A 26972-nucleotide genomic window follows, 5' to 3' on the forward strand; every position below is an offset into this window, starting at 1 on the left:
AGACCTATTTTTTCCAATTTATCTTTTTTTAATACCAAATTTTTCTAACATTTTCAGTTGACAAATACATTCGTCCCCTATATTGTATTAAGTGTATTACACATAGTAGTACACTTAATACATATAAGGAAGGAGACATTGCTCTTGCATATTCAACTTGATCCAAGAAGCAACACTCCGATATGGGAACAAATTGTTCAAAATATAAAAGAACTCGTATTGAAGAACATGTTAGCTCCAAGTGACAAACTTCCTTCTGTACGCGAACTCGCTTCTTTACTCGTTATAAATCCAAATACAGTGAGTAAAGCGTATCAAGAGTTAGAGCGACAAGGGATTATTGAAACATTACGAGGGAAAGGAACATTTGTATCCCAATCGATTACCCCAACATTAGACGAAAGGAAAATCGCTATGGTTGAAAAGCAATTTCATCAATTACTATTAGAAGCCTCTTATCTTGGTGTTACGAAAGATAAAATTCATGATTGGATAGATTCATACTATAAAGAGATTGGAGGAAATACAGATGCTGAAAGTGACAAGCTTGAAGAAAACAATTGATAATCAAACGATTTTAGACGATGTTTCTTTCACATTGCAAAGAGGGAGTATCATCGGATTACTCGGAAGAAACGGTGCGGGGAAAACAACTTTATTGCGAACGATGGTCGGTATTTTAGACCCTGATGCAGGGACCGTTACATATGAAGATACAAACATTCATCAGTGTCCTGAAATAAAGCAAAAAATCGTATATGTTCCTGATTCTACCAATATACTGAACGGCTATACGATAAAAGAAATTGTAAATTTTTATAAAGAAGTTTATGCCGCATTTGATGAAACACATTTCTATGAATTGTTAGAACGTTTTAACTTACCAAACAAACGAATTCGTAGCTATTCAAAAGGAATGAAAGCACTGCTCGCCATCATTTTAGCTGTTTCTACAAAAGCAGAATATATCATTTTAGATGAACCGACAAATGGACTTGATCCTATCGTGAAAAGGCAAATTTTACAGTTTCTCGTTGGAGAAGTTGCAGAAAAAGAGATTACCATTTTCATCTCAACTCATCATTTAGATGAAGTGGAACAAATTGCAGATACAATCATTATGTTAAAAGGACATACTGTAGCATCTATTACGTCACTAGACGATGCAAAATCACAATTTGCTAAAATACAAGTTGCTTACGAACGTTCATTGCCTCAAAAACTAGAAAACTTAAGCAATATTAAAATATTAAATCAAACAGGAAAAGTATATACAATCTTAATTGAGGGAAATGTGGCAGCTACATTGGAAAAGTTTCATAAAGAACAGCCACTGCTCATTGAGGAATTAGCCATGTCGCTCGAAGATATTTTTATCACAACGTTTGAGGAGGATTCGCATGTTTCATAAAGCTTTATGGATAAGGCAATGGAAGCAAGGAAAATATATAATTCTATTATTTTGGTTAATTAGTTTATATCAACTACCTTATAAATATTATCAAGAAGCGCAAATGCAACTAAAACAATCAAAAATGAAGTTTGATGACTATGCATATTACTACTCCTACTATTTTCACGCATCTGATGGTGCCGTCCTCTTTCAAGGAGTTACTCTTATTGCACTTGCTTGTCTTTTAATCGGATGGGAACGTAACAATCAATCAACTGATTTTCTATTCTCGATGCCTTTTAAACGAAAAGATATTTTTTTAACAAAATGGTGGCTTGGTGTTTTGAATATTATTACAGTGCAAATTGTTTGCTGGATTAGCATGTACGGAATAAAGAACATGTCGTTTCACAATGAGCATCAACTCTTTACTCCGTTCTATAGTTACTTTCTATATGCTACGGTTGTACTTATCGCTATTTATACATTCACCTTATTTATCGGAACCATTACTGGACATATATTCTCTCAAAGTAGTTTAACTATCATTCTATTATTTTTACCATACGGTTTTGGATTGTTAATTTCCGGATTCATTTATTCCCATACACAATGGTCTTTAGATGCAATAGGAGAAATAGAGCAACGTACTCATGAGTACTTACAACATATAGATATCATTTCACCATTAGAATCTTTTTCTATTACTTATGATTACCACCCGATAGAAACATTTGATGACTATGGCAATAAACTTTCTAGTGTACCACAGGACAATCCAATGGAACGTACTTCTGTACCTTCTCCTTGGACACTATTAACACCATTTGCTTACATCATTATCTTTTTATCAATGGCAACCTTTCTATACACACGTACACCGAACGAACAAAACGGAAAAATACTATTGTTTCCCAACTTGCAAAAATGGTTCATGATTTGCACTGTTCTATGCTTCGGACTGCTTGGCGGTAGAATATTAGGCGGACGAGATGCACTTCTGCCTTATTATGTTGGATTTTTCCTATTCGCTATCATAAGTTACTTCATTTTTACACGTCTATTAAAATTGAAGTTTGCTTTTAGAGGGAAATAAACATACATTAAGGTGATGAATACATGTTTCAAAAAGCATTATAGATGTGAAACTATAAACACGGAACAATGGCATTAATAGAAGCTGACGAAAAAAGTCATACAATGACAAAAGAAAGATGTTATGAATTATTTAACTCTTATATGAACTAAATAAAAAGGCATTGCACAAGAGCAATGCTTTTTATTATATATATCCCTATCTAAATAAGGAGGTTATTTCACATTCTCTCTCCTATCCCCATACACCATCTCTTCTTTCATCCCAAATCCATCACCATTTTGCACAATTTGCTCTGTCGGTGCAACTACACTTTCGGCAATTTTCCATTCCCCACGCTCTTTTACAAATACTTGTAGAAAATAGTTCATACCATCTAATTGATATGCATTTTCTTTTTTCACATTATAGTGAATCGCAATGTAGTACACTTGAATGTTTTCTTTCCCTATTTTTGATACGTATTGCGATAGTCTCGGTATATAAAGTGCTGCTTTCTGAAAAGATAGTTGCTTCGCTTTAACAAGCGATGAACTTATTACATTACGTAATGTGTCCCGATTACGAATATTATCGCTATGGTGGAATAATACTGCGTTTTGCATAGAACGAACCCATAATTTCGAATATAAAACTGTATTATCAGTTTCAATGTACTTCACTTCTTTTCGCACCACTTGGATAGGCGTATCTGCATACGTGAATGTTTGAAAATAGAAAAAACTACCAAATAAAATGGTAAGTGCAGCAATATATTTCATAATCTTTCCTCCGATCTTTTAATTAAAGTATCGGAGTTTCAAAATATTTTTATTCAAAAGAAAAAGGATAGGAATGCTTTCGCTTCCTATCCTCATTTATTATAATACGCGGCCAAATAGTTCTAAGACCATTTCTATTTCTTGGTCGCTCCAACCTTTAAATCTCTCTTTATAATATTCTTTACGCACAGCTTCAAGTTTTTCAGTTACTTCTCTTCCGTGCTCTGTAATTTCTAAGTACACGATACGACGATCTGAATTAGAACGTTTTCTTTCTACTAATCCTTTTCGTACAAGTCGATCTGTAACAGCTGTAATATGACTGGAGGTTACGTTTACTTCACTCGCAATTTGCGAAGCCATCTGTGGACTGTTTAAAAATAACGCACGTAATACAGAAAATTCATTATATGGCATATGTTCTGCAAAACGTGTATTAATATCATTTTGTAATAAACGTATCATTTTTCGAAATGATGCAGATAAATCTAAAATCAGCGTTTCTCTTTTTTCGTTCAATAGCCTCGTCCCTTTTTTATCATATTTACACATATTATAATCTATAAATACCTATATTGTATATGATTTCTTTCCTCAACATTCTCATTTATGTAACTTTTTTCATATAAATTTCTTTTTTGTTCACACATATACATATAAAAAGGATGGTGATGGAAAATGCAGGGTGGAATAAATCCTTATTTACACAACGTACGCACAGCTAATACTGGTAAAGAAGCTACTATTACTGTACAAGGCGAAGGCGTTGTCAAAGCAAAACCAAACGTTGTTATATTAACGCTTGGCATTCGAACTGATAGTAAAAATGTAAAACAAGCGCAGGAAGAAAATGCAGTACAATCAAAACAATTGCTGGATGCACTTAAACAGCTTGGTATTGCCGATAAAGATATAGAAACGATTTCTTATACGATCACTCCTCAATACGAATATGTAAATGATAAAGCATTGCTACAAGGATACCGTGTGGAGCATTTGTATGAAATTACCGTTTTAAATGTACAAAAAGCTGGGGAAGTATATGATATAGCCGTATCAAATGGCGCAAATGTAGCAAAAGGTTTACGTTTCCGAGTATCTCATCCAAATAAATATTATGAGCAAGCTCTCATTCAAGCTCTGCACCAGGCAGTAGAAAAAGCTCGTGCTATTGCGAGTACATATAATCTAAATATTAATCCTGTTCCCCTCTCATTCGTTGAAGAATCTGCCCAATTACCACGGGAGGTTACGTCTTATGCTACTTTACATGCACAAGCAGCCCCGCCCATTCAATCTGGTGAATTAGAAATCATTTCATCCATACGGGCTATTTTTACGTATTTATAACGAATTCTCTTTACAAGTAAACGTTATCATTTTACTTGTTGTAAAAACATGATGTTCTGATATAATAAAGGACGGTGAGCTCTTACAAAAGAGATATCACGGGTGGGAGAGGGATATGAAAAAGAAGGTTTAACATGAAAGGAATACTTGAAAGAACATTTAAATTAGGTTTACACGAAACATCACCAAAACAAGAAGTTTTAGCTGGAGTTACGTCATTTTTCACAATCGTATATATTATGATTGTAAATGCATCCATCTTATCAGATGCTGGCATTCCTCTTGAAGCTGGAATTTTAGCAACTGTTTTTAGTTCATTTGTCGGATGTCTACTCATGGCATTTTGGGCAAATGCACCTGCTATTCTTGTCCCTGGTATGGGTGTAAATGCATTCTTCACGTACACAGCTGTGCATACGCTTGGACTAACTTGGCAAGAAGCATTAGCTGCTGTCTTTATCTCTGGTATTATTTTTGCAATTGCCGCTTTTACACCAATCGCTCGCGTGCTATCAGTATCAATTCCAAAGTCATTAAAGGAAGCGATTACTGTCGGCATTGGATTATTTTTAGCGTTTATCGGATTGCAAAAAGGTGGTTTAGTCGTTTCGAACCCAAATACTGCTGTGGCAATGGGGAAATTAAGTAATCCTGTCGTTCTTGCGACATTACTTACTCTTATCATTGCACTTGTATTATTTATTCGTAACGTACGTGGAAACTTTTTATGGACGATTGCAATAGGAACTGGTATCTCATGGTTATTTGGTCTTGTGGATACGAGTCAAGTGGGAAATAGTTCATTCTCATTCGCTAATTATGGTGATGTGTTTGGAGCTATGTCATTTGGGAAACTTTCTTCCTTACCATTTTGGATTGCAACATTCTCTTTAAGCATGGTGCTTATTTTTGAGAACATGGGACTTCTGCACGGTTTATTAGAAGATGATCGTAAATTCCCACGTGCTTACCAAGCCAATGCAATTTCAGCAATGACATGTGGTCTATTTGGCACAAGCCCTACCGTTTCAACAGTAGAAAGTGCCGCAGGTATTACTGCAGGTGGTAAGACAGGTCTGACGTCTATCGTTACTGGGTTGCTATTCTTTGCATCACTGTTTGCTCTTCCGTTTGTCAAATTAATTCCTGATAGTGCCATTGCACCAATCTTAATTATTATTGGCGGTCTGATGATTACAAGCATTCAACAAATTCCTCTGAACGACTTTTCAGAAGGATTTCCAGCATTCTTAATTATCGTTATGATCCCGCTCACATATAGTATCGCTGATGGCATTGCGTTCGGATTTATTGCTTACCCTATCTTAAAAGTTTCTCTTGGAAAGCGTAAAGAAGTCGCACCATCTATGTATATCATTACATGCTTATTCTTAGCTATGTTTGTATTACATGCTATTGGTTAAGAAAAACCACCGAGGAAATCCTCGGTGGTTTTTTACTTAAACCATCCTTTTTTATAAAACCATGCCATCATTCCGCCGCCAATTAAAGCCATTAGAAGAAGACAAATAAAATAACTATATTGTCCACCAAGCTCTGGCATATGCGTAAAGTTCATTCCATATACTCCCGCAATAAATGTTAATGGCATGAAAATAGTCGAGAATACAGTTAATGTTTTCATAATGTTATTCATATGATGTGAGTTTAATGAAAAATAACTATCCCGAATATCCGCCGTTAACTCTCGACTTGCCTCAATCATTTCCGTAAGTTTAAGTAAATGATCATGTATATCTTTAAAATAAATCTCATGATCACTTATACCGTAAAAACGAGTGGAATTCAAAATACGATACAATAAATCACGCATTGGAATAATTGTACGTCTTAACTTAGATAAATCTGCCCTAATATCAAATACTTCTTCTAGCACGGCTCCTGCTGTCTCACCTGTTAAATTATCATCAATCGCATTTAAATGATCTTCAATGTAATATACAGGTGCGAAATAATCATCTACAATTTGATCAGTGATTGTATGTGCTACATGTAAAGGTCCTTTCTTAATCCGCCTCTTCTCACCAAGTGTTTTCCATACTCTTTCAATTGCATTATTATGAGAAAAATGGAAAGAAACAATATAGCGATCACTAACAAACAAATCAATTTCATGTGGTTCTAGCCCATCTTCTCCAAACGCGTGAAGAACTAAAAAGTTATATCCATCATAAAAATCAACTTTTGGCCTCTGTACATATTCTAGACAGTCTTCAATTGCAAGGGGATGGAACTTAAAATGGTCTTGCAGAATATATGTATACTCTTCTTTCGTTGGCTTATATAAATCTAGCCAATACCATACAATATGGTCTTTCTTTGTTTCTTCTAGAGAAACATCATATAATACTTCATCTGTTTTTGTTACTGCACAAATTCTAATCATAATTTCACCCATTATTATTATAAACAAAAAATAGTAAAAAAAGCCAAGGAGAAATCTCCTCAGCTTTTTTTTATTACTTCGTTACGATACCGTGTACTAAAGTTGGTGCATCTACGTGTTCTTTAGAGATCTTCATGTTCTCATAAATTTTCGCTTTTACATCTTCAACATTTTCGCGGTTTGCGTAAATTGTAACAAGGGATTCACCTTGCTTCACGCTATCGCCTACTTTTTTGCGCAGCATTAAGCCAACTGCTAAATCAATTTCTGACTCTTTCGTTGCACGTCCTGCTCCTAAAAGCATTGCTGCTGTTCCGATTTCGTCTGCAACGATCTCTGATACATATCCGTCTTCTTTCGCTTCCACTTCAATTTTAAATTGTGCTTGTGGCAATTTAGAAGGGTCATCAACAACAGATGCGTCGCCGCCTTGCGCTGATAAGAACGTTTTAAATGATTCTAGCGCTTTTCCGTTGTTCATTACTTCAATTAGCTTTTCACGTGCATCTTCTAAAGATGAAGCTTGTCCAGCAAGGTACACCATTTGACTTCCAAGTGTTAAACATAGCTCTTCTAAATCTTTCGGCCCTTTACCTTGTAATGTATCAATTGCTTCTTGTACTTCTAATGCGTTACCGATAGCTTCACCGAGTGGTTGACTCATATCAGAAATAACTGCCATCGTATTACGACCAACGTTATTACCGATGCGTACCATTGCTTCTGCTAAACGTTTTGCATCTTCATCCGTTTTCATAAATGCACCTGCTCCAGTTTTTACATCAAGAACAATTGCATCTGCACCAGCAGCAATTTTTTTACTCATAATCGAACTTGCAATAAGCGGAATTGAGTTTACTGTTGCTGTTACATCACGAAGTGCATATAACTTTTTATCAGCAGGTGTTAAGTTACCACTTTGGCCGATAACAGCGATTTTGTTTTCATTTACAAGACGCATGAATTCATCGTTTTCAATTTCCACATGGAATCCTGGAACTGCTTCTAATTTATCAATTGTACCACCAGTATGTCCTAAACCGCGTCCAGACATTTTCGCTACTGGTACATCTAAAGCAGCTACTAATGGACCTAATACAAGTGTCGTCGTATCACCAACACCACCTGTCGAATGCTTATCTACTTTTACACCTTCAATAGCTGATAAGTCAATTGTATCGCCGCTATTTACCATTGCCATCGTTAAATCCGCACGCTCTTGATCGTTCATATCTTGGAAGAAAATTGCCATTGCAAGTGAACTTACTTGATAATCAGGAATATCACCATTTGTATATCCTTCAACAATAAAGTTAATTTCTTCTGTCGTTAATGCATGTCCGTCACGTTTTTTTGCAATTAGGTCCACCATTCTCATTGTGAAGTCACCCCTTCATTTGTTTTACGATTGCTTTTACTAATGCTAAGAAGTTAGCTTTAACACGTTCTGTCGTTTCAATTACTTCATCGTGATGAAGTGGCTGATCTAAAATACCAGCTGCCATATTTGAAATACAAGAAATACCTAATACTTTCATTCCAGCATGACGTGCTACAATTACTTCAGGTACTGTTGACATACCAACTGCATCTCCGCCAAGTGTACGAAGCATACGAATTTCAGCAGGTGTTTCATATACAGGACCTGTCATTCCAACGTATACACCTTCTTGTACTTTAATATTTAAGTCTGCTGCAACTTGTTTCGCCATTTCACGAAGTTCTACTGTATATGATGTAGACATATCAGGGAAACGTACGCCCATTTCAGAATCATTTGGTCCGATTAATGGATTCGTACCCATGAAGTTAATGTGGTCTGAAATTAACATAAGATCGCCTGGCTCGAATGATGTATTTACACCACCAGCTGCGTTTGTTACAACAACCGTTTCTACACCTAGTTCTTTCATAACACGAACTGGGAATGTTACTTTTTGCATGTCGTATCCTTCATAGAAGTGGAAACGTCCTTGCATTGCTACTACTGTTACACCTTGAAGTGTACCAAATACTAGTTGACCTGCATGGCCTTCTACAGTTGATACTGGGAACTCAGGGATTTCACTGTAAGGTACTGTTACTGCGTTCTCAATTTCGTCTGCTAATACACCAAGTCCTGATCCAAGGATTAGTCCTACTTGTGGTGTCTCTTGAAATTTCTCTTTTAAGTATGAAGCTGATTTTGTAATAAGTTCACGATTCATTTGTTTATCCCCCTATTTCTTTAGCTCGTTTAAGAAGCTTGTTCCGTATTCTGGCATTTTCACACCGAAGTTTTCTGCTACTGTTGCACCAATATCAGCAAATGTTTGACGAAGTGGTAACTCTTGTCCGCCTTCTTTCATACTTGGGCTATATGCTAATAATGGTACATATTCACGTGTATGGTCAGTACCAGGGTGAATTGGATCATTACCGTGGTCTGCTGTAATTAATAATAGATCATCTTCTTGTAGTTTTGCGAATACTTCTGGAAGACGTGCATCATATTCTTGCAGAGCCTCTCCGTATCCTTGTGGATCACGGCGGTGGCCGAATAATGCATCAAAGTCAACTAAGTTTAAGAAGCTAAGACCTGTAAAGTCCATATTTAATGTATCTACAAGCTTATCCATTCCATCCATGTTAGACTTCGTACGAAGTGATTCCGTTACCCCTTCACCATCATAGATGTCAGAGATTTTACCGATAGCAATTACATCGTAGTCACTATCTTTTAATTCATTCATTACTGTACGGCCGAATGGTTTTAATGCATAGTCATGACGGTTTGGTGTACGTGTAAAGTTTCCAGGTTCACCAACGAATGGACGAGCAATAACACGACCTACCATGTATTTCTCATCTAATGTTAATTCACGTGCAATTTTACAGATTTTATATAACTCATCAAGTGGCACTACTTCTTCGTGTGCTGCAATTTGCAATACGCTATCAGCAGAAGTATAAACGATTAAAGAGCCGGTTTCCATTTGCTCTTGACCAAGTTCATCAAGAATTTCAGTTCCAGAAGCTGGCTTATTACCGATAATTTTACGGCCTGTTTTTTCTTCTAATTCATCAAGTAATTCTTTCGGGAATCCTTCCGGGAACACTTGGAATGGTGTATCAATGTAAAGGCCCATGATTTCCCAGTGACCTGTCATTGTATCTTTACCAGTAGATTTCTCTTGCATTTTTGTGTAATATCCAAGTGGTTTCTCTACTTTAGAGATACCTTTCATTTCACGAATGTTACCAAGACCCAATTTCACCATGTTAGGCATTTGTAAACCATTCATATGTTCAGCAATGTGACCAATTGTGTCAGATCCTAAATCACCAAATTGCTCAGCATCTGGTGCTTCACCGATTCCCACAGAGTCCATTACGACTAGGAATATACGTTTATATTTATTCATAACTGCGACCTCCTATAAGTTCAGTTCTACTTCTTGTAGTATGTTCAAAACGCTATAAAGTGAAACTGTTATCCATAAGAATTCTCATTGTCAAACAGTACTTCTTTAAACCATTCTCTAACCTATTTCGTTTTACTTGAAACGACTCAAAAACATTTCTAGTTTTTTCTAAGTCAGATGTCAGACATCTGATACTGATATCATAACATGTTTACGCTTTCTTTTTAATACATTTTCGTAGAATTTCTCATTTTCTTCACACTTCTATTGTAATCCATTCTGCAACGAAGTGCTAATTATTTTATGATTTATTTCTTCATAACAAAAATAAAAAGTAGCTCTAAAGAGCTACTTTTTATTTTACTTCTACCGTTTCTTCTTTATGTTCATGCAATTCGCCTTTTCTTACATGCACTTTCACTTTGTAAGCACCGTTCTCTTTGAAAGTATGTTTCGTTTCATACTCTCCTTTATTCCCTTCTTTCGCTGGAATAAATTCGTGTTTTTCAACACCATCTTTCCAAATCTCTAGTTGTACTTCAGCACCAGTTAATGCTTCTTCTTTTTGCTTTAAATGAACTTTCATTGTAGATTCAGCATTTGCCTTTATGTCTCCAGCCATAAGATGGATCATTGTGTCACTTTTATGATCTCCATGTCCTGCACTGTGGTCGCTGTTTTCTTTTTTCGCATCTTCTACTTTCGCATTTCCTACAGCAACTTTATGTTCTGGCATAACGTGCATATCGCGTGCATTTGTATGAGGAATAATATGATATACTCCGTCAGTTTCAAATGTTTTCTCTACTGCATAAACACCTTTTCCTTTATGCTTACCATCTAACATCTCATGTTTCTCGTCGCCATCTTTCCAAATTTCAAACTTTACGTCATCAGCATCCGTTACTCTTTCTTTTCCTTGTGTAACAAGTGCTTGTACTTCTGTTTTTTCACCAGGTTTAATTTCTTTCGGATTCGTTTGAATCGCTACGTTTACACTTTCAAGTTTCTTTTCTTTTTTCGGTTCTTCTTTGTTTGTATTACAGCCAGCCAACGCTAGCATCGCGATAAATAAAATCATAATAAGTTTTTTCATCATCATTTCCTCCTTTATACTTTATTTAGTATAGAGGAAATACATTGTAATATTCCAGTCTTCTGCTGAAAACAATATACGAAATGTTTGTGAAGTTTCTGTGAAACGGTCTTCCCCTCTTAATCTATGAAAAAAAGAGCATAGTAACTATGCTCTTGGATGAAACTGTTTATATACATCTTTTAATCTAGTTTTTGAAACGTGCGTATAGATTTGCGTCGTTGAAATATCTGCATGGCCAAGCATTTCTTGTACAGCACGTAAATCTGCTCCATTTTCTAATAAGTGCGTAGCAAACGAGTGACGCAACGTATGAGGTGTAAGCTCTTTTTCAATATTTGCTTCTTTCGCTAATCGTTTTAATATTTTCCAAAATCCTTGTCTTGATAATCGATTACCATGATGGTTTAAAAAGAGTGCATCTACTACTTTTTTCCCCATTAATTCTCTTCTTCCTTTTTCAATATACTTTTGAATCGCTTCCGTTGCTAAACTTCCTAGTGGAATAATTCTTTCTTTATTCCCTTTCCCTATGCAACGAACAAATCCCATCGTTAAATGTACATCTTCTAAATTGAGTGCAATCAATTCTGAAACACGAAGTCCTGTCGCATACAGTAACTCTAGCATCGCCTTATCACGAATCCCAAAAGCACTTGTCATTTTTGGTGTTTGAAGTAACGCCTCTACTTCATCAACTGATAATACTTTTGGTAATTTCCGTTCCCCTTGCGGCGTTTCAATATGTACGGATGGGTCGTGTTCTACCGCTCGTTCACGAAGTAAAAATTGGTGGAACGAACGAATTGATGCGATATGACGCGCCAATGTTTTCGAAGATTTTCCGTTCTCTTTTAAATACTGCAAAAAGTTAACAATGTGTAAACGGGTCACTTCATGAAAAGTTTTCGTCTGTTCCACATTTTGCAAATACTTTACGTAGCTTTTTAAATCCCGTTCATAAGATACTACTGTATTCTTTGCTAATCCTTTTTCGACAACCATATAATGAATAAAATCTTTTAATTGATCTTCCACTCTACACTACTCCCCATTTTCATAGAAAAACATCATTCTATTTACGAAAGCATCCTTTGCCGGTTCTTCATTCCCTGATACTTTTTCTACAGTCTCTTCTTTAGGTTTTTCATAACGATGATAGCTTTCATATTCTTCATTTATCCATAGTATAGCGAAATAAAACAAAATCGTACAACTTGTAAATAATAAAAATACTTTTATTCCATCAAAAGTTAATTTTAAAGCTCGGCGCATTGTAAATTCCTCCAAAATATAAGTTATTACAACATATGCCAAGCTTTCATAAATTTATACCTTATTCAAATAAAAAACCTCTTCCTAGATAAATAGGAAAAGGTTATTTTTCATCCGTTTCATTTTCTTGACAATTTTTACAAATCCCATGGAATGTTAAACGATGATCTTTCACCTTAAAGCTCCAGTCTCGCTCTACTTTCCTTTCCACTTCACCAAGTAAATCTTCTTGTATTTCTTGTACAGCACCACATTGTGTACAAATCAAATGATGGTGGAAACGCTGCGCACCTTCTTGGCGTAAGTCATAGCGTGAAACACCGTCTCCGAAGTTAATCTTATCGACAACTTTTAACTCAGATAATAGTTCTAAAGTTCGATAGACGGTTGCTAATCCGATCTCTGGCGACTTTTCTTTTACAAGGAGGTAAACATCTTCTGCGCTTAAATGATCTTCTTCATTTTCTAGCAGCACACGAACTGTTGCTTCACGTTGCGGTGTTAATTTGTAGCTCGCTGCATGTAATTGCTTCTTAATTCGTTCAATTCTTTCTTCCATTCGGTACTACTCCCTCCTCGCCACTCTTACACCATTATATCAGAAGAAGGGCTTCTGTCAAAAGAAAAACAATAAAAACAAATTGATAATTATTCTCAAAAAATATTTATTTTTTATTGATAGCCTCAACAACTTCTTTCATTAAAACTGGTGATGCGTAAGCCTCCACACTAGAAGCAAGTGCTAACACCACTCCAATTACAAGAAAGAAACATGTATACCGGATTAATAATGGTAATAGTGGCTCGGTTATTTTTCTAATAAATTGATGCCTAATCATCCGTAAAGAAAAACTTGCAGCAATGGTTGTCATAATGAGAAAGACTGGAATGATAATTAAATTTTGTGGCAAAACAGATACAAATGCTAATAATAGTCCATTCCATCCATGCTGACTTACTAAAAAACCAACTGTAAATCCAACAACAACTCCTTTTACAAATAATAAAATAAAAATAAGTGGTAATCCAATAATTGAAATCCCTAAAATCCAAATAAATCCGATGTATTTTAATTGCGAAAAGTAACTTTCTCGAAACATTTCGCCCGCAATGGCAAATTCTCCTTTAGAGACTTGTCCAAAAAAACGTTGTAAATAAAATGATAAATCTTGTTTTTGATTGATTTGTAAACTATTCACAAGAATGGCTCCAAATATTACTCCCATCAATAATAAAACAGCGTTAAATATATATAATGAAGAGTTTTCCTGTATGTGAGACATTACACGGTCTTGCCAATTTTTTCGCCACATTTTTCTTCCCTCCGTTCACACTCTTATTAAAAATGTATGAAAGAAAGAAAAAAGTATGACGAATTAACATTGAAATTCCGCTCTACTTTGCTAAACTAAAAAGTAGAGAATAGGAGGGATTTCTCTTGAAACCATTATTATTAGATTTTCCAACATTATTTCAAACTGAACGCTTGCAAGTTCGTAAACCATTTCCAGGTGATGGTGCAGAAGTATATGAAGCAATCCAAGCTTCTCTAGAAGACTTAGTACCGTGGATACCAATTAACGCTGAAACAGAAGAGAGTGCTGAAGAAATTGTTCGCGAAGCTCACGGACAGTTTTTACTTCGTGAAACACTTGATTTTCACTTATACGATAAAGTATCTGGTACATTCATCGGAGCAATTACACTAAAGCCTGAAAACTGGGATATTCCAAAGTTTTCACTTCACTTCTGGCTACATAGTGCCTATACAAAACAAGGCTATATGACCGAAGCTGTTAAAGGTGCAATTCAGTTCGCCTTTGATAAACTAGGCGCTAGAAGAATTGAAATTCGTACTGATGCAACAAATATAAATGCATGTAGCTTAGCAGAACGTCTAGAATTCATTCTAGAAGGTACAATGGAAAATGATTTCCTAGCACCAGACGGTAGCTTACGTGATGCACGTGTATATGCAAAAATCAATTAAAAAACACTCGCCTTTGGCGAGTGTTTATTTTTGTAGTTGTAAATATTGTACTGCAAACATCGTCTTCGCATCATGAATACGAAGATTTTTCATAAGAGTAATCGCTTCTTCTAACGATACTTCCATTAATTCCACAAACTCATCTTCATCTAACTCAGCTTTATTTTCTTTTTTTGTCAAACCTGTCGCTTTATATACATATAAAATTTCATCTGCGAATCCTGGAGATGTATAGAAAGAAGTAATAAGCTCCATATTTTCACATACATATCCTGTTTCCTCTTCTAATTCACGAACTGCTGTTACCTCTGGTTTTTCACCAGGCTCTAACTTGCCGGCTGGAATTTCTATAATCGCCTTTTCAAGCGCTTTACGATACTGCTCAACAAGCACAATTTTCCCCTCATCCGTAATAGCAATAATCGCAACTGCACCAGGGTGATTTACAATTTCACGTTTACTCATTTCTCCATTTGGTAATACTACATCATCAACACGAACTTTTATAACTCTACCATCAAAAATCGGCTCAGTTTTTACTGTTCTCTCTGTAAGATTACTCATACTACTTCATCTCCCTGTTCTATTTCCTATTCTTTCTTCATACATTTTACCACATTGAAAGGAGCGTGATAGAAATGAAAGTTTATATTTTACCAAATCGCATCACGTTAGTCGGAAAAGCATGGCAAATTCGCCATAAGCTAAAACAATATAGCAAAGAGTATACAACTGTACAAGAGTGGATTACAGCAAATAAAGTGAAACATTAATCCGTTAAGCTCACATTAATTATGCTTTTGCGGGCAGTTAATGCGAAGCGAAAAGGAAACGTTTGTCAACCTCTTTTCCCTCTCGTACAATAAAGGTAAGGAGGTTGACCTATGAAAAAACGTCAATTAGGAAACTCAGATTTATTTGTTACAGAAATGGGCCTTGGCTGTATGTCTCTCGGTACATCTGAAACAGAGGCTATGCGTATTGTCGATGAAGCAATCGATTTAGGAATTAATTTTTTTGATACAGCAGATTTATATGATTACGGATTAAATGAAGAATTTGTTGGAAAAGCCTTGAAGGGGAAACGAGACAAAATTGTTCTTACAACGAAGGTTGGAAATCGTTGGACAGAAGAAAAAAACGGCTGGTCTTGGGACCCTTCTAAAGCTTACATAAAGGCTGAAGTAAAAGAAAGTTTACGTAGACTTCAAACTGATTATATTGATCTTTACCAACTTCATGGCGGAACGATTGAAGATCCAATAGATGAAACAATTGAAGCTTTTGAAGAATTGAAAAAAGAAGGTATTATTCGCCATTACGGTATTTCTTCTATTCGTCCAAATGTAATCCGTGAATATGCAAAACGCTCAAACATCGTTAGTATACTAATGGAATATAGCCTTTTAAATCGTCGTCCAGAAGAATGGTTCCCGCTTCTGAATGAACACCAAATTAGCGTCATTGCTCGCGGACCACTTGCAAAAGGAATTTTAACTGATAACAATGCAAGAAAAATAGAAAGAGTAAAGGAAAAGGATTACCTCTCTTATTCTTACGATGAATTACATACAACTCTAGCGAGTGTAAAAGAAACGATTGGAGAAAGCTCTTTAACAGGAACAGCTATTAAATATTGCTTACATAATAAGACTGTTGCAGCTGTTATACCTGGCGCAAGCTCTCTTCAACAATTGCAGGAAAATATACGAGCTAGCCAACAGTTACCTTTAACTAAAGAAGAATATGTACAACTTCAAAAAATTTTTAAATATGACACATATGCTTTGCATCGTTAAAAATATCGAATTACCGATAAACAGAAGACTGTCTCCTTTATTAGGAGACAGTCTTTTTTATAACGTATCATATTTATCAGGATTTGTGCCTACATGTAAATCGCGATTCAACGTGTTAATTTGATTTATCTCTTCTTCAGTTAGTGAGAAATCAAAAATAGTAAAGTTTTCTTTAATACGAGATGGTGTAACAGATTTAGGAATTGTAACAATCCCGCTTTGAATATCCCATCTTAATATAACTTGCGCAGGTGTTTTTTCATATTTGTTAGCAATAGCCTGAATGATTGGATGCTGAAATACTTCTCCGCCCCTCATTAACGGACTCCACGCTTCCATTTGGATTTGCTCACCTTGACAATAATTACGCAATTCAAATTGCGTTAACATCGGATGAAGTTCTACTTGGTTCACCATCGGCTTCACTTTGCAATTTGGTAATAACAGTTCTAAATGATGTTTATGAAAATTAGAAACACCAATTGCACGCACTTTACCTTCTTCATATAATTTTTCTAACGCTCGGTACGTATCCACATACTTCCCTCTTACCGGCCAATGTATTAAATATAAATCTACATAGTCCATTTGTAATTTCTTTAAGCTTTTTTCAAACGCCTCGAGTGTCTCCTCGTATCCTTGATCGTCATTCCAAACTTTTGTTGTAATAAATAGGTCTTCTCTTGGAATTCCTGATTCACGAATCGCTTCTCCGACACCGCTTTCATTTTCATACACAGTTGCTGTATCAATCGAACGGTATCCAACTTCTAACGCTGTTTTTACTGCTTGTTTTACTTCGTTGCCTTCTTTTGCTTTATAAACGCCTAGACCAATCATCGGCATTTTCACACCATTATGAAGTGTAGTTGTTGGAATATACACAGTCGTCTCCCTTTCATTGTTACATTTTTATAAACCATAACTTTATTTCAACAAGATTCATTCAAAAAGTCAAAACATACGTACAGTTTACATAACACATTTATATAGCTAAAAAAATAACGTGAACTCATTTATTCACGTTATTTTCTCTCCATTCTTTCGCTTTTTCATCCACATTGCGCACAAACTCATTTTTCCCTTCCGTATATAACGTGCCATCATATGTATACTTTTCGGCTAATTCTTTCTTTAAGGTTGCATATGCCTCTGCTTCTTCACAATGAGCCATCATATAATCACGAAACGCTAAATGCCTTACTATCTCTGGGTTTCCTTTTTCAAACACGTGTAAATGATACGAACGTTTTTCTTCCGTTCCATGGATAAAAAATCGGCGTCCTGAAATACCATTTTCCCCTTTTACGATGTAACCAAGCTCTATAAATCGTTCATTCCACCTATCTACCCTTTCGATACTTTCTACTTCCATGATCATATCAATAATAGGTTTAGCTGCCAGTCCTGGCACTGACGTACTTCCAATATGATGAATTTTCACCCTTTCTGGCATCGCTGTTTTTAATCTTTCAGCCTCCATTTGAAATTTTTCACTCCAATGATTTTCATGCGGAACAACTACAATTTTCCTCATACTAACTCCCCTTTTCTTACAAGCTCGTCAAAAAATGATCAGTGAAATTCACTGATCATTTTTTTATTATTTAAAGTCTTTCCAAGTAAGGTTACTTTCACTTAGCAGTTCTTCAAATGATTTATTCTTTTCACGTTCTTTTTGTTCTTTGCGCTTTCTTTCCAGTTCAGCTGCCTCTTTTTCCTCTTCTCTCACTTGCAACTCTTTCTTCTTACTCTTTAATTGTTGCATGAGTGAATCATTTAATTGATCGCCTAATGTAAGTGTTTCTTTCTTTGGTTGATTCACTTGCGATTGTCTTTGCATTTGTCTTTGTTTCTTTTTCTTCATGCTACTCACCTTTTACTTTTTTCTCCATTATAGTAGATACACGATGAAATCGACAATAAAAAAGGGTCTTTACTCTATTATTCACTTTTTGTAAATATGTTAATTTTTCGAAAAGACTAAATTTTTATGTAGCTATAATTCTATGAATCTATTAAAATTATGTCGTATGATGTCAGATTATAAAAAAGGAGAAATGAACTATGTGGAAAAAAATTATTCCTGCCGTTGCTGTTTTAAGCACTATTACTTTTTCAAGCGTATTTGCCGCTCCCCCATCTCAGAATCCAGCTGAACAAAACCGCTACATAGACGTACAAATGCTTGGTATTAATGATTTCCATGGACAACTAGATACTGTTAAAAAAATTAATAATAAAGAAGCTGGTGGCGCTGATTACTTAGCTACTTATTTAAAAGAACGTAAAAAACAAAACCCTAATACACTTCTCGTACATGCTGGTGATATCGTCGGAGCTAGTCCACCAGTTTCAGCATTATTACAAGATGAACCGACGATTGAATTTTTAAATGACTTAAAATTTGATGTTGGTACAATCGGGAACCATGAATTTGATGAAGGCATTGATGAAATGAAACGCCTCATTTACGGTGGATATCATGAAAACACAGGGAATTTCAAAGGGGCTAACTTCCCCTATGTAGCTGCTAACTTCTATAACAAATCAACTGGCCGCTTATTTTTACCACCATTTACTGTAAAAATGGTAGATGGTGTTCCTGTAGGATTCATTGGTGTTGTTACAACTGATACACCAAATGTCGTTATGCCTACGATGCTTAAAAATGTACAAATTACTGATGAAGTAGAAGCAATTAATAAATCAACACAACAATTAAAACGCCTCGGCGTTAAATCTATCGTCGTTCTTGCTCATGTCGGTGGAACAACCGATGAGTCTGGGGTAACAAATGGCGACCTTACTCGAATTGCAAATGAAACAGACCCAGAAGTTGATGTTATTTTCGGTGGACATAGTCATACGTATGTAAATGGTACAGTAAATAATAAACTAATTGTCCAAGCAAATTCTTACGGCACGGCTTTCTCAGACGTGGATGTAACAATTGATCGTAAAACAAAGGATATTATAAAGAAAAAAGCTGAAGTTGTTACAACGTATCATGAAGGTGTAGAACCTGATAAACAAGTAAAGAAAAAACTAGATCAATATAAAGAAAAAATCGCACCACTTGTAAATGAGGTGGTCGGAAAATCTACAGCATCTATCGACCGTAAACAAAATGATGCTGGTGAGTCCACTCTTGGAAATTTAGTTGCCGATGCTCAACGTCAAACGATGCAAACTCAAATCGCCCTCATGAATCCTGGTGGCATTCGTAATGACTTAGATGCTGGTGATATTACGTGGGGTGAGTTATACGGCATTCAACCTTTTGGAAATCAATTGATTAAAGTAGATTTAACAGGTCAAGACATTCGCGATATTTTAAATCAGCAATGGCAAAAAGGAACAACAAGAATGCTTCAAATTTCAGGTATTCAATATGCATGGGATGCAAATAAACCAAACGGTGAAAAAGTTACAAATATACGTTTAACAAACGGAGAAGAATTATCTCCATCTAAAACGTATAGCGTAGTTGCAAATGCTTTCTTAGCTTCTGGCGGTGACGGATTCGTATCATTTAAAAATGGTAAAAATGCAGAAACTGGTCCAAACGACTTTGAAGCGTTAGTCGATTACGTAAAACAATTAAAAGAACCAATTCAGCCAGTTATTGATGGAAGAATCCAAAAAGTAAATTAAGTGTTTCTCTAATAAGAAATTTCATTTTTCACGCTATAAAGGATTTGCACTGATCCTGTATTTATACGTAATATACATCATAAAAAGGATACTCGTTCTTCCAATGAACATAGTATCCTTTTCTTTAGTTATCAAAATGTGATGTTTTGTTAAATTCATATTGCTGTAAAAATTGTTGCAACGCCTCTTCTACAATTTTAGATTTTTGAATTCCTTTCGATTCTGATATAAGGTCCAATCTTGCTAATATTTCTGTATTAATAGAAAAGGTGCGTCTCTTTTTCTCTGTACTTTTACTCATAATTGGTGCAATTACTTCTTCTCTTCTTCTTAATAATTCATAAATACTTTGTAATTGCTCATAAATTAATAATTGATAATCTGTTTTCTCATATTGAAGGGCGGTCGCTTCTTGGAGTTGTAAGTGACGTGGTTCTTCTCCATCTCCTACAAAAATACGTTTCTTCTGCTCTCCATCATATTCGTATCCAATCAATCTTAATTTCTTCGATAATGTATACGGGCTTATTTCAAGACGTTTTGCTATAATAGCGATGGATTCACGCCTATTTAAACCATCTATAATTTCTCCAATCGTCACAATTTCCCTCCTCCCGTGTTGAAATGACACTAGTATGGTATGTTACAATGATTTTCTAACAGTATATGCAAAATGAATAGCCTGTGCGATTCATACGATTTCACAAAAGGAGGTTTTCAATATGCTTTTGCGTAGCTATACCCCTCAGTTCTATAATGAAAACAAACAACTCATTCCTAATAGTATCGCTACGATAGAAAGCGTTATGATTAATAATCGAAAACAAACTCTCCTTATGCGTGGGCAAAACGTAGAGCAGCCTATTTTATTATGCTGTCATGGTGGACCCGGCATGGCACAAATCGGATTTATTCGTCATTTTCAAAAAGAATTAGAGAAGCACTTTATTGTTATTAATTGGGATCAGCGCGGGGCAGGTAAATCTTTTTCAATGAAAGATTTCGGAGCAAATTTTACAATCGAACACTTCGTTTCCGATGCAAAAGAAGTGATTCAATATGCACTTAGAAGGTTCAACAAACAAAAACTATTTCTCGCTGGTCATTCTTGGGGAAGTATTATTGGGCTTAACATAGCACATCAATATCCAAAGTATATCGAGGCTTACATCGGTATTGGGCAAATTGTACATATGAAACAAAATGAAGAATTACTATATCAACATTTAATTCATTCTGCAAAAAAACATGATCATAAAAAAGCATTAGCTTCCCTTTTAAAATTAGGCAAACCACCATTTTTAGATACGAGACGTCTCATTATTCAAAGAAAGTGGCTTGGCACATTTGGAGGCGCAATCCAAAACGGATCTTCCTTTTCTTTCATACGAAAAGGTTTCTTTTCTCCTGAGTATACGCTATTAGATTGGTTCAAGTTTCTCACAGGAAATTTAAAATCTGGTGTTTTATGGGAAGAAATGCTGACAATCGATTTCTTTTCTTCTATCTCAAGTTTATCTATTCCAGTTTATTTTTGTTCTGGTCGCTATGATTATCAAACTCCTTATGCACTCGTTCAGGAATATTGCGATATTATTGAAGCGCCTATAAAAAAGATGATTTGGTTCCCAAATTCAGCACATTCTCCTGATTTAGAAGAACCAGAATTATTCGCCAATTCTTTGCGATCAATTAAACAAGAGCTAGCTTTTCAGCATTAGTAACAAAAGGCTCTTTTACATTTCATAGAAAACATTTTATAATAATATGTCGCAAGTATGTATAAATATAGCAAAATGTTTCATATTTACTTGTCTTAACAGAATAAAAATTTAGGGAGATTACATTTATTATGAACGCTGTACTCGTCGCAGTAGCAATTATGCTATTGCTTAGTTTGTTACGTGTCCAGGTCATTGTCGCCATCATTGTTGGAGCTTTAACAGGCGGAATTATCGGCGGACTCGGTATTTCAGAAACGATTAACACTTTTACAACTGGTCTTGGAAACAGTGCTCCAATCGCTTTAAGTTATGCAATGCTTGGTGGTTTCGCTATTTCCCTTTCCAAAACAGGACTTCCAGATGCTATGATTCAAACTGCATTAAAATGGATTGGCAATGAACAAGACACGAAAAAACAAGTTTATTCTAAAATACTTATTTTATTCATTATTTTAACGATGGCTTGTTTCTCACAAAATGTGATTCCTGTTCACATTGCTTTCATCCCCATCTTAATTCCAGCACTTTTAAAAGTATTAAATGAGCTGAAAGTGGATCGCAGACTTGTCACATGTATTATTACATTTGGATTGATTACTCCTTATATGTGGATCCCTGCAGGATTCGGAAAAATTTATCATGACGTATTACAAACCAACGCTGCGCAAAGCGGCCTTACATTTAATGTCACACTTATTCCAAAAGCAATGACTATTCCAGCAATTGGTATGATTATTGGATTATGTGTAGCGGTATTCATTACGTACCGAAAACCTCGTACGTATGAAACAGAACAAATTCATTCTACCGAAAATGAAATCGTTCCCTATACAAAACGTAGCATTACTTTCGGGTTATTATCTATCATTGCTACATTAACTGTTCAATTAACAACAGAATCAATGATTTTCGGTGCTTTAGCAGGTATTATCGTCTTATCAGTTAGTGGCAGTCTACCACTTAAAGAAGCAGATGCGATATTAACAAGCGGAATGCGTATGATGTCCTTCATTGGCTTTGTTATGATTGCTGCCGCTGGATTCGGCGCTGTTCTTCGAAAAACAGGACATGTTGAATCTCTGGTGCAAACGAGTGCACATATAATCGGAAATAACAAACCACTCGCTGCATTTCTTATGCTCGTTATTGGACTTCTCGTTACGATGGGAATTGGTTCATCCTTTTCAACCATCCCTATCTTAACAACCATTTTTGTACCTCTTTGCATTCAGCTTGGATTTAGTCCAATGGCCACAATTGCAATTATCGGTACAGCCGGAGCACTAGGTGACGCAGGATCTCCAGCATCGGATAGTACCCTTGGACCAACATCCGGTTTAAATGCTGATGGTCAGCACCATCATATATGGGATACATGTGTACCCACTTTTCTACATTACAATATACCGTTACTTATATTTGGCTTTATTGCCGCAATTACATTATAAAAAGGTGCGTATAAAACGCACCTTTTACTTTTTTATTTTTCCTTTTAATTGTTGAAAAGCTACTTTTCCGTTATCTTTGACATAGCTTTCAATTGTCGGTAGTGATGAACCTATCCATTCACACTCTATACTCCCATTGGGTCCAACAATTTTTAATTTATCTGGTATATGTATATTTAGAAATCTCGCTGACCGAATTAACTCAATAGCAATCTGATCACTTGAGGCTACAATTCCATCTACATACGGATTGTTTTGCAATAATGTAATAAATTGTTTATTTGTATACCCTTGTACACATTCTTCTCGATAAGAGATTCCTTCATCCCAAACAGCGTCTAAAAACCCTGCTATATGATCTTCCATTTCTTCACTTTCTTCTCCCTCACCGAAATATGCAAGAAAGTGACACCCTTTCTCTTTTAATAAAGAAACAGCTCTCTGTCCACTTTCATAATAATTTCCATGTGATTGTTGCTCATCGATCACAACAAACGGAAATGGAATTTTTCCTACACTTTTAAAAACTGCTCTTGTCAAAATAACACCTGCAATGTTATTTTGCTTCAGCATATGTATGTATCTATCTTTATTCTCTATATTACAAATAATGATTTGATAACCTTCTTTATATGCTATTTCCTCAATACAATGTAGCAAAGTGATGTTTGATTGGTTACATAAATTATCTACAAGTAATGCAATTATCGTTGAATTCTCTTTAAATAGTGGCTTCGCTGCACTGTTTGGCCTATAACGTAATTCTTCAATTGCTTCCTTTACTTGTTTTACTGTGTCCTCATGAACGTATCCTTTTTCATTAATAACTCGTGAAACGGTTGCGACTGAAACACCTGCCAATTTTGCAACATCACGTATAGTTGCCACATCGTCACCCCTTAATATGGTAATAGATTACAATTTTACGGTAAACTAAATTACACTATCCGTCAAGATTAATAACTCACATTTCTGAAAATTGTTACATCATTTCACTAAACGATACTCCAACTGAATTTCATGTAAAATTGGGATATTATCATATCCAATACGTGGAATTTCTTTCTTTATTTTTCGTGCCTCCTCTACCGCATTCACATATAAATTAGTCATTACAAAATTACGTTTTTGGTAAAATCGTAACGCATTCATATTATCATTTGTTGTAATAAGGCAAACCTGTCTGCACCGTTCTTCTTCTGCAACTTGTAATACACAATCCACAAGTTTCGTCCCTATTCCTTTTCTTTCTTCAAAGCTATCTAGCGATACAATTTCGCACATATTCCCGGTCACTTCATACGTTATAATTCCGATTATTCTGTCATCTAAGAGCGCAACAAATCCTGGCAACTCTTCTAACTGATGTCCCTTACCACGTGAAACCATCAATGAACTTCCCCAGTTCTCACACATGAACATTCGGATTGTTTCTTTCATCGCTGGCGTAATTTTTTGTATATGCAGCATTTCCTATTTCTCCCCTTTTATATCATTGTGATACAATATAAGTGTATCACATGTAACGGTATTTGGAGGATGAGGTAAAGTATGAAACGTTTTTTTGCAGCATTGTTTACTATACTAGGTGCAATAACTGCCCTTGGGATTTTCTTTACAAATAAAGTGATGTACTTAAAGAAAAAAACAGAGGAAGAAGTACTCGAAAGAGAAACGAAAAAACATTTTCGTATAGAGGATTTTGATGCTCTTCATAAAGAAGAAATTCATATCCCTTCACAATTCGGATACGACCTTCACGGATATTACATTCCTGCTGGTCATTCCACCAATAAGTTTATGGTTTTTTGCCACGGTGTAACTGTAAATAAAATAAACTCTGTAAAATATGCAAACTTATTCTTAAAAAGAGGATATAACGTCCTCATTTACGATCATCGTCGTCATGGTAAAACTGGCGGAAAAACAACAAGCTATGGATACTATGAAAAACATGATTTAAAATCCGTAGTTGACTGGCTAAAAAACCGTTTTGGCACCAATATTACACTTGGTATTCATGGTGAATCTATGGGAGCTGCAACACTTCTTCAATACGCAGGACTTGTAGAAGATGGTGCTGATTTCTATATTGCAGATTGTCCTTTCTCTGATTTTCACGGACAATTACAGCACCGTTTAAAGGTTGAATTCCATTTACCAAAATGGCCTTTATTACCTTTAGCAAACGCATTTTTGAAAGTTCGTGACGGTTATACAATTCGTGAAGTTTCACCAATCGACTGTATAAAAAACATTAACAATCCCGTTCTCTTTATTCATAGTAAAGATGACGACTATATTTTAGCTGATATGACAAAAGCGTTATATGAAGCGAAAGAAAATAATAAGCAGCTTTATATTGCAGAACACGGTGCACACGCTTGCTCTTATAACGAAAATAAAGAAGAGTACGAAGCAGCCGTCGATCAATTTTTAAACACATATGTGAAAGAAACAAAAAACAGGCTTGCATAAGCCTGTTTTTTATTGCGCTAAAACGTCTGTAACTTGTTCCATATTTTCAGAAATCCATTGCATTGCATCATCTAACGTTGGGAATTCTGTCGTTTGAAATGTTACTTCATCTTGAAGTAACCAAACATCCTTTGCCTCTTGCCCTACACCTGCAATGGACCAATGTAACAAACTATATGGATGATTATCATTCAAAAATGATGCCCACGTGCGCTCATTTGCAATGTTTCGTAATGTATGTAATTGTTTATCCATCTCTCGTCACCTTACTCTAGTCAGTTATGAAAACTATTATAACACTCTCTTCTTTCTCAAACAAAGTGCTCTTTTTTCCCCGCTATTTGCGGGCAGTAAAACTCCCACCTCAAAATTCGGCTGAAACAAAGACGTTAGGTGGGAGATTAACTGCCCCTAAAAGCCCGATTGGTTCAACTAATAATTAGTGGGGGATGCCTCCCCCACTAATTAAAGTTTCACTTTATATTGCCAAGCACTTCCCTTGATTATATGATGAAATTAAGCGTTTGGGAAGGAGGGATAACGTTGGCAAAAGTACAAATTAAAGTAAATGATAATGGCTCTTTTCGCGTTACAGGGGACGTGGAATTAGTCGACTCACAAGGGAATGTATTCCCAGCAAAACCGGCATTTTCTTTATGCCGTTGTGGTTTATCAAAAAATATGCCTTATTGCGACGCTTCGCATAAAGGTAAATTCGAGTCTGTTGTTAGAGCACCAGAGGCAGAATAATTTTACATGTGACATGCACATTTTTTTGTGCATGTTTTTTTCTTTTTAGTAACTCCGTTATATCCCTTCTCCTTACAACATTTCTAATACTTTTATTTCCATTCCAGCCCACATATATTTTCACACAATTCTTCACATTCGAATATTTTTTACTAGCCTTTTATTTTTTTTGTGCTATAATTTGAGCAAACAGCATCCTTCGGGGTCGGGTGAAATTCCCAACCGGCGGTGATGAAGTGAAAACTTCTAAGTCCGTGACCCGTTTTCAACTCGAAAACGGTGGATCTAGTGAAACTCTAGGGCCGACAGTATAGTCTGGATGGGAGAAGGATATGTTTCTAGTT

The 26972-nt window shown here is 35.6% G+C and carries 32 protein-coding genes and 1 riboswitch; of the genes, 13 read left to right on the plus strand and 19 right to left on the minus strand.

Going from position 1 to position 26972, the window contains the following annotated elements:
- The first annotated feature begins 144 nt into the window (after window positions 1-144).
- The 3 genes from MHI26_RS21035 to MHI26_RS21045 are packed head-to-tail and all read left to right on the plus strand — an operon-like array spanning window position 145 to window position 2489.
- Window positions 145-564: a GntR family transcriptional regulator gene (locus MHI26_RS21035; RefSeq protein ID WP_000548040.1), complete on the plus strand. Its 420-nt coding sequence runs from the start codon at window positions 145-147 to the stop codon at window positions 562-564.
- Window positions 530-1411 carry an ABC transporter ATP-binding protein gene (locus MHI26_RS21040; protein ID WP_061666333.1) on the plus strand — a complete coding sequence of 294 codons (882 nt, stop codon included), beginning with the start codon at window positions 530-532 and terminating at the stop codon, window positions 1409-1411. Before MHI26_RS21035 ends, MHI26_RS21040 begins: the two co-directional genes overlap by 35 nt.
- Window positions 1401-2489, plus strand: coding sequence for an ABC transporter permease subunit (locus tag MHI26_RS21045; protein ID WP_061666332.1), 1089 nt, complete (start codon window positions 1401-1403; stop codon window positions 2487-2489). The genes MHI26_RS21040 and MHI26_RS21045 overlap by 11 nt, the downstream gene beginning before the upstream one ends.
- Before the next feature lie 215 nt (window positions 2490-2704).
- On the opposite strand, the gene MHI26_RS21050 is transcribed toward MHI26_RS21045, so the two are convergent.
- Together MHI26_RS21050 and MHI26_RS21055 are read right to left on the minus strand one after the other, a co-directional pair.
- Window positions 2705-3250, minus strand: a complete 546-nt coding sequence (locus tag MHI26_RS21050; protein ID WP_061666331.1) for a hypothetical protein — start codon at window positions 3248-3250, stop codon at window positions 2705-2707.
- 99 nt (window positions 3251-3349) lie between these two features.
- Window positions 3350-3769, minus strand: coding sequence for a MarR family winged helix-turn-helix transcriptional regulator (locus tag MHI26_RS21055; RefSeq protein ID WP_001003307.1), 420 nt, complete (start codon window positions 3767-3769; stop codon window positions 3350-3352).
- 159 nt (window positions 3770-3928) lie between these two features.
- Here MHI26_RS21055 and MHI26_RS21060 point away from each other — a divergent pair, with 159 nt between their 5' ends.
- Window positions 3929-4600, plus strand: a complete 672-nt coding sequence (locus tag MHI26_RS21060; RefSeq protein WP_061666330.1) for an SIMPL domain-containing protein — start codon at window positions 3929-3931, stop codon at window positions 4598-4600.
- Window positions 4601-4734: 134 nt separating this feature from the next.
- Complete coding sequence (locus MHI26_RS21065; RefSeq protein ID WP_000676244.1) at window positions 4735-6024, plus strand: NCS2 family permease; 1290 nt, start codon at window positions 4735-4737, stop codon at window positions 6022-6024.
- Window positions 6025-6056: 32 nt separating this feature from the next.
- Here the strand turns inward: MHI26_RS21065 and corA are convergent, their stop codons facing one another.
- From corA to spoIIM, 9 genes are all read right to left on the minus strand, one after another.
- Window positions 6057-7019 carry a magnesium/cobalt transporter CorA gene (gene corA, locus MHI26_RS21070; protein WP_002026281.1) on the minus strand — a complete coding sequence of 321 codons (963 nt, stop codon included), beginning with the start codon at window positions 7017-7019 and terminating at the stop codon, window positions 6057-6059.
- Between the two features lie 61 nt (window positions 7020-7080).
- Complete coding sequence (locus MHI26_RS21075; protein ID WP_001243069.1) at window positions 7081-8385, minus strand: pyrimidine-nucleoside phosphorylase; 1305 nt, start codon at window positions 8383-8385, stop codon at window positions 7081-7083.
- A gap of 7 nt (window positions 8386-8392) precedes the next feature.
- The gene (locus tag MHI26_RS21080) at window positions 8393-9214 is read right to left on the minus strand and encodes a purine-nucleoside phosphorylase (protein ID WP_001078446.1); all 822 of its coding nucleotides are present in this window, start codon (window positions 9212-9214) and stop codon (window positions 8393-8395) included.
- 12 nt (window positions 9215-9226) lie between these two features.
- Window positions 9227-10411: a phosphopentomutase gene (deoB, locus tag MHI26_RS21085; RefSeq protein WP_001046081.1), complete on the minus strand. Its 1185-nt coding sequence runs from the start codon at window positions 10409-10411 to the stop codon at window positions 9227-9229.
- A gap of 355 nt (window positions 10412-10766) precedes the next feature.
- Window positions 10767-11510: a FixH family protein gene (locus MHI26_RS21090; RefSeq protein WP_042972652.1), complete on the minus strand. Its 744-nt coding sequence runs from the start codon at window positions 11508-11510 to the stop codon at window positions 10767-10769.
- Window positions 11511-11654: 144 nt separating this feature from the next.
- Entirely contained in the window at window positions 11655-12545 is an 891-nt protein-coding gene (gene xerD / locus MHI26_RS21095; RefSeq protein ID WP_000390088.1) for a site-specific tyrosine recombinase XerD, read from the minus strand.
- Between the two features lie 6 nt (window positions 12546-12551).
- Window positions 12552-12782, minus strand: coding sequence for a YqzK family protein (locus tag MHI26_RS21100; protein WP_001250432.1), 231 nt, complete (start codon window positions 12780-12782; stop codon window positions 12552-12554).
- Between the two features lie 103 nt (window positions 12783-12885).
- Window positions 12886-13341, minus strand: a complete 456-nt coding sequence (gene fur, locus MHI26_RS21105; protein WP_000392657.1) for a ferric iron uptake transcriptional regulator — start codon at window positions 13339-13341, stop codon at window positions 12886-12888.
- A 106-nt stretch (window positions 13342-13447) separates the two neighbouring features.
- On the minus strand, window positions 13448-14065 hold the full coding sequence (spoIIM, locus tag MHI26_RS21110) for a stage II sporulation protein M (RefSeq protein ID WP_223285805.1): 618 nt from the start codon (window positions 14063-14065) through the stop codon (window positions 13448-13450).
- A 155-nt stretch (window positions 14066-14220) separates the two neighbouring features.
- Between spoIIM and MHI26_RS21115 the strand changes: the two genes are divergently transcribed.
- Window positions 14221-14772 carry a GNAT family N-acetyltransferase gene (locus MHI26_RS21115; RefSeq protein ID WP_000803479.1) on the plus strand — a complete coding sequence of 184 codons (552 nt, stop codon included), beginning with the start codon at window positions 14221-14223 and terminating at the stop codon, window positions 14770-14772.
- Window positions 14773-14796: 24 nt separating this feature from the next.
- On the opposite strand, the gene MHI26_RS21120 is transcribed toward MHI26_RS21115, so the two are convergent.
- On the minus strand, window positions 14797-15336 hold the full coding sequence (locus tag MHI26_RS21120; RefSeq protein ID WP_000067931.1) for an NUDIX domain-containing protein: 540 nt from the start codon (window positions 15334-15336) through the stop codon (window positions 14797-14799).
- 74 nt (window positions 15337-15410) lie between these two features.
- Between MHI26_RS21120 and mciZ the strand changes: the two genes are divergently transcribed.
- Both mciZ and MHI26_RS21130 read left to right on the plus strand, forming a co-directional pair.
- Complete coding sequence (gene mciZ / locus MHI26_RS21125) at window positions 15411-15545, plus strand: Z-ring formation inhibitor MciZ (RefSeq protein ID WP_000870292.1); 135 nt, start codon at window positions 15411-15413, stop codon at window positions 15543-15545.
- A 111-nt stretch (window positions 15546-15656) separates the two neighbouring features.
- Entirely contained in the window at window positions 15657-16571 is a 915-nt protein-coding gene (locus MHI26_RS21130) for an aldo/keto reductase (protein ID WP_061666329.1), read from the plus strand.
- Window positions 16572-16628: 57 nt separating this feature from the next.
- Here the strand turns inward: MHI26_RS21130 and MHI26_RS21135 are convergent, their stop codons facing one another.
- From MHI26_RS21135 to MHI26_RS21145, 3 genes are all read right to left on the minus strand, one after another.
- Window positions 16629-17456 (minus strand): aldo/keto reductase, encoded by an 828-nt coding sequence (locus tag MHI26_RS21135; RefSeq protein ID WP_061666328.1) that lies wholly within the window; start codon window positions 17454-17456, stop codon window positions 16629-16631.
- Between the two features lie 127 nt (window positions 17457-17583).
- Window positions 17584-18108, minus strand: coding sequence for a GrpB family protein (locus MHI26_RS21140; protein ID WP_061666327.1), 525 nt, complete (start codon window positions 18106-18108; stop codon window positions 17584-17586).
- 66 nt (window positions 18109-18174) lie between these two features.
- Complete coding sequence (locus tag MHI26_RS21145) at window positions 18175-18438, minus strand: YqkE family protein (protein ID WP_000727560.1); 264 nt, start codon at window positions 18436-18438, stop codon at window positions 18175-18177.
- A gap of 200 nt (window positions 18439-18638) precedes the next feature.
- Here MHI26_RS21145 and MHI26_RS21150 point away from each other — a divergent pair, with 200 nt between their 5' ends.
- Window positions 18639-20228 (plus strand): bifunctional metallophosphatase/5'-nucleotidase, encoded by a 1590-nt coding sequence (locus MHI26_RS21150; protein ID WP_000265546.1) that lies wholly within the window; start codon window positions 18639-18641, stop codon window positions 20226-20228.
- 124 nt (window positions 20229-20352) lie between these two features.
- Here MHI26_RS21150 and MHI26_RS21155 read toward each other — a convergent pair whose 3' ends face one another.
- Window positions 20353-20829: a ribbon-helix-helix domain-containing protein gene (locus MHI26_RS21155; RefSeq protein WP_000151934.1), complete on the minus strand. Its 477-nt coding sequence runs from the start codon at window positions 20827-20829 to the stop codon at window positions 20353-20355.
- A 121-nt stretch (window positions 20830-20950) separates the two neighbouring features.
- Here MHI26_RS21155 and MHI26_RS21160 point away from each other — a divergent pair, with 121 nt between their 5' ends.
- Together MHI26_RS21160 and MHI26_RS21165 are read left to right on the plus strand one after the other, a co-directional pair.
- Entirely contained in the window at window positions 20951-21949 is a 999-nt protein-coding gene (locus MHI26_RS21160; RefSeq protein ID WP_061666326.1) for an alpha/beta fold hydrolase, read from the plus strand.
- A gap of 131 nt (window positions 21950-22080) precedes the next feature.
- On the plus strand, window positions 22081-23400 hold the full coding sequence (locus tag MHI26_RS21165; protein ID WP_061666325.1) for a Na+/H+ antiporter family protein: 1320 nt from the start codon (window positions 22081-22083) through the stop codon (window positions 23398-23400).
- Between the two features lie 24 nt (window positions 23401-23424).
- On the opposite strand, the gene MHI26_RS21170 is transcribed toward MHI26_RS21165, so the two are convergent.
- Window positions 23425-24288 (minus strand): LacI family DNA-binding transcriptional regulator, encoded by an 864-nt coding sequence (locus MHI26_RS21170; protein ID WP_000201351.1) that lies wholly within the window; start codon window positions 24286-24288, stop codon window positions 23425-23427.
- 99 nt (window positions 24289-24387) lie between these two features.
- Complete coding sequence (locus MHI26_RS21175) at window positions 24388-24870, minus strand: GNAT family N-acetyltransferase (RefSeq protein WP_061666324.1); 483 nt, start codon at window positions 24868-24870, stop codon at window positions 24388-24390.
- A gap of 81 nt (window positions 24871-24951) precedes the next feature.
- Between MHI26_RS21175 and MHI26_RS21180 the strand changes: the two genes are divergently transcribed.
- Complete coding sequence (locus MHI26_RS21180; RefSeq protein WP_000819234.1) at window positions 24952-25878, plus strand: alpha/beta hydrolase; 927 nt, start codon at window positions 24952-24954, stop codon at window positions 25876-25878.
- A gap of 9 nt (window positions 25879-25887) precedes the next feature.
- On the opposite strand, the gene MHI26_RS21185 is transcribed toward MHI26_RS21180, so the two are convergent.
- Window positions 25888-26133, minus strand: coding sequence for a DUF2552 family protein (locus MHI26_RS21185; protein ID WP_000360793.1), 246 nt, complete (start codon window positions 26131-26133; stop codon window positions 25888-25890).
- A gap of 288 nt (window positions 26134-26421) precedes the next feature.
- On the opposite strand from MHI26_RS21185, the gene MHI26_RS21190 reads away from it, so the two are divergent.
- Window positions 26422-26628 (plus strand): CDGSH iron-sulfur domain-containing protein, encoded by a 207-nt coding sequence (locus tag MHI26_RS21190; protein ID WP_001151582.1) that lies wholly within the window; start codon window positions 26422-26424, stop codon window positions 26626-26628.
- A 191-nt stretch (window positions 26629-26819) separates the two neighbouring features.
- A riboswitch (FMN riboswitch) is annotated at window positions 26820-26963 on the plus strand.
- The last annotated feature ends 9 nt before the right edge of the window (window positions 26964-26972 follow it).

The sequence above is a fragment of the Bacillus sp. FSL K6-1218 genome, assembly GCF_038006445.1.
GTDB lineage: Bacteria > Bacillota > Bacilli > Bacillales > Bacillaceae_G > Bacillus_A > Bacillus_A thuringiensis_S.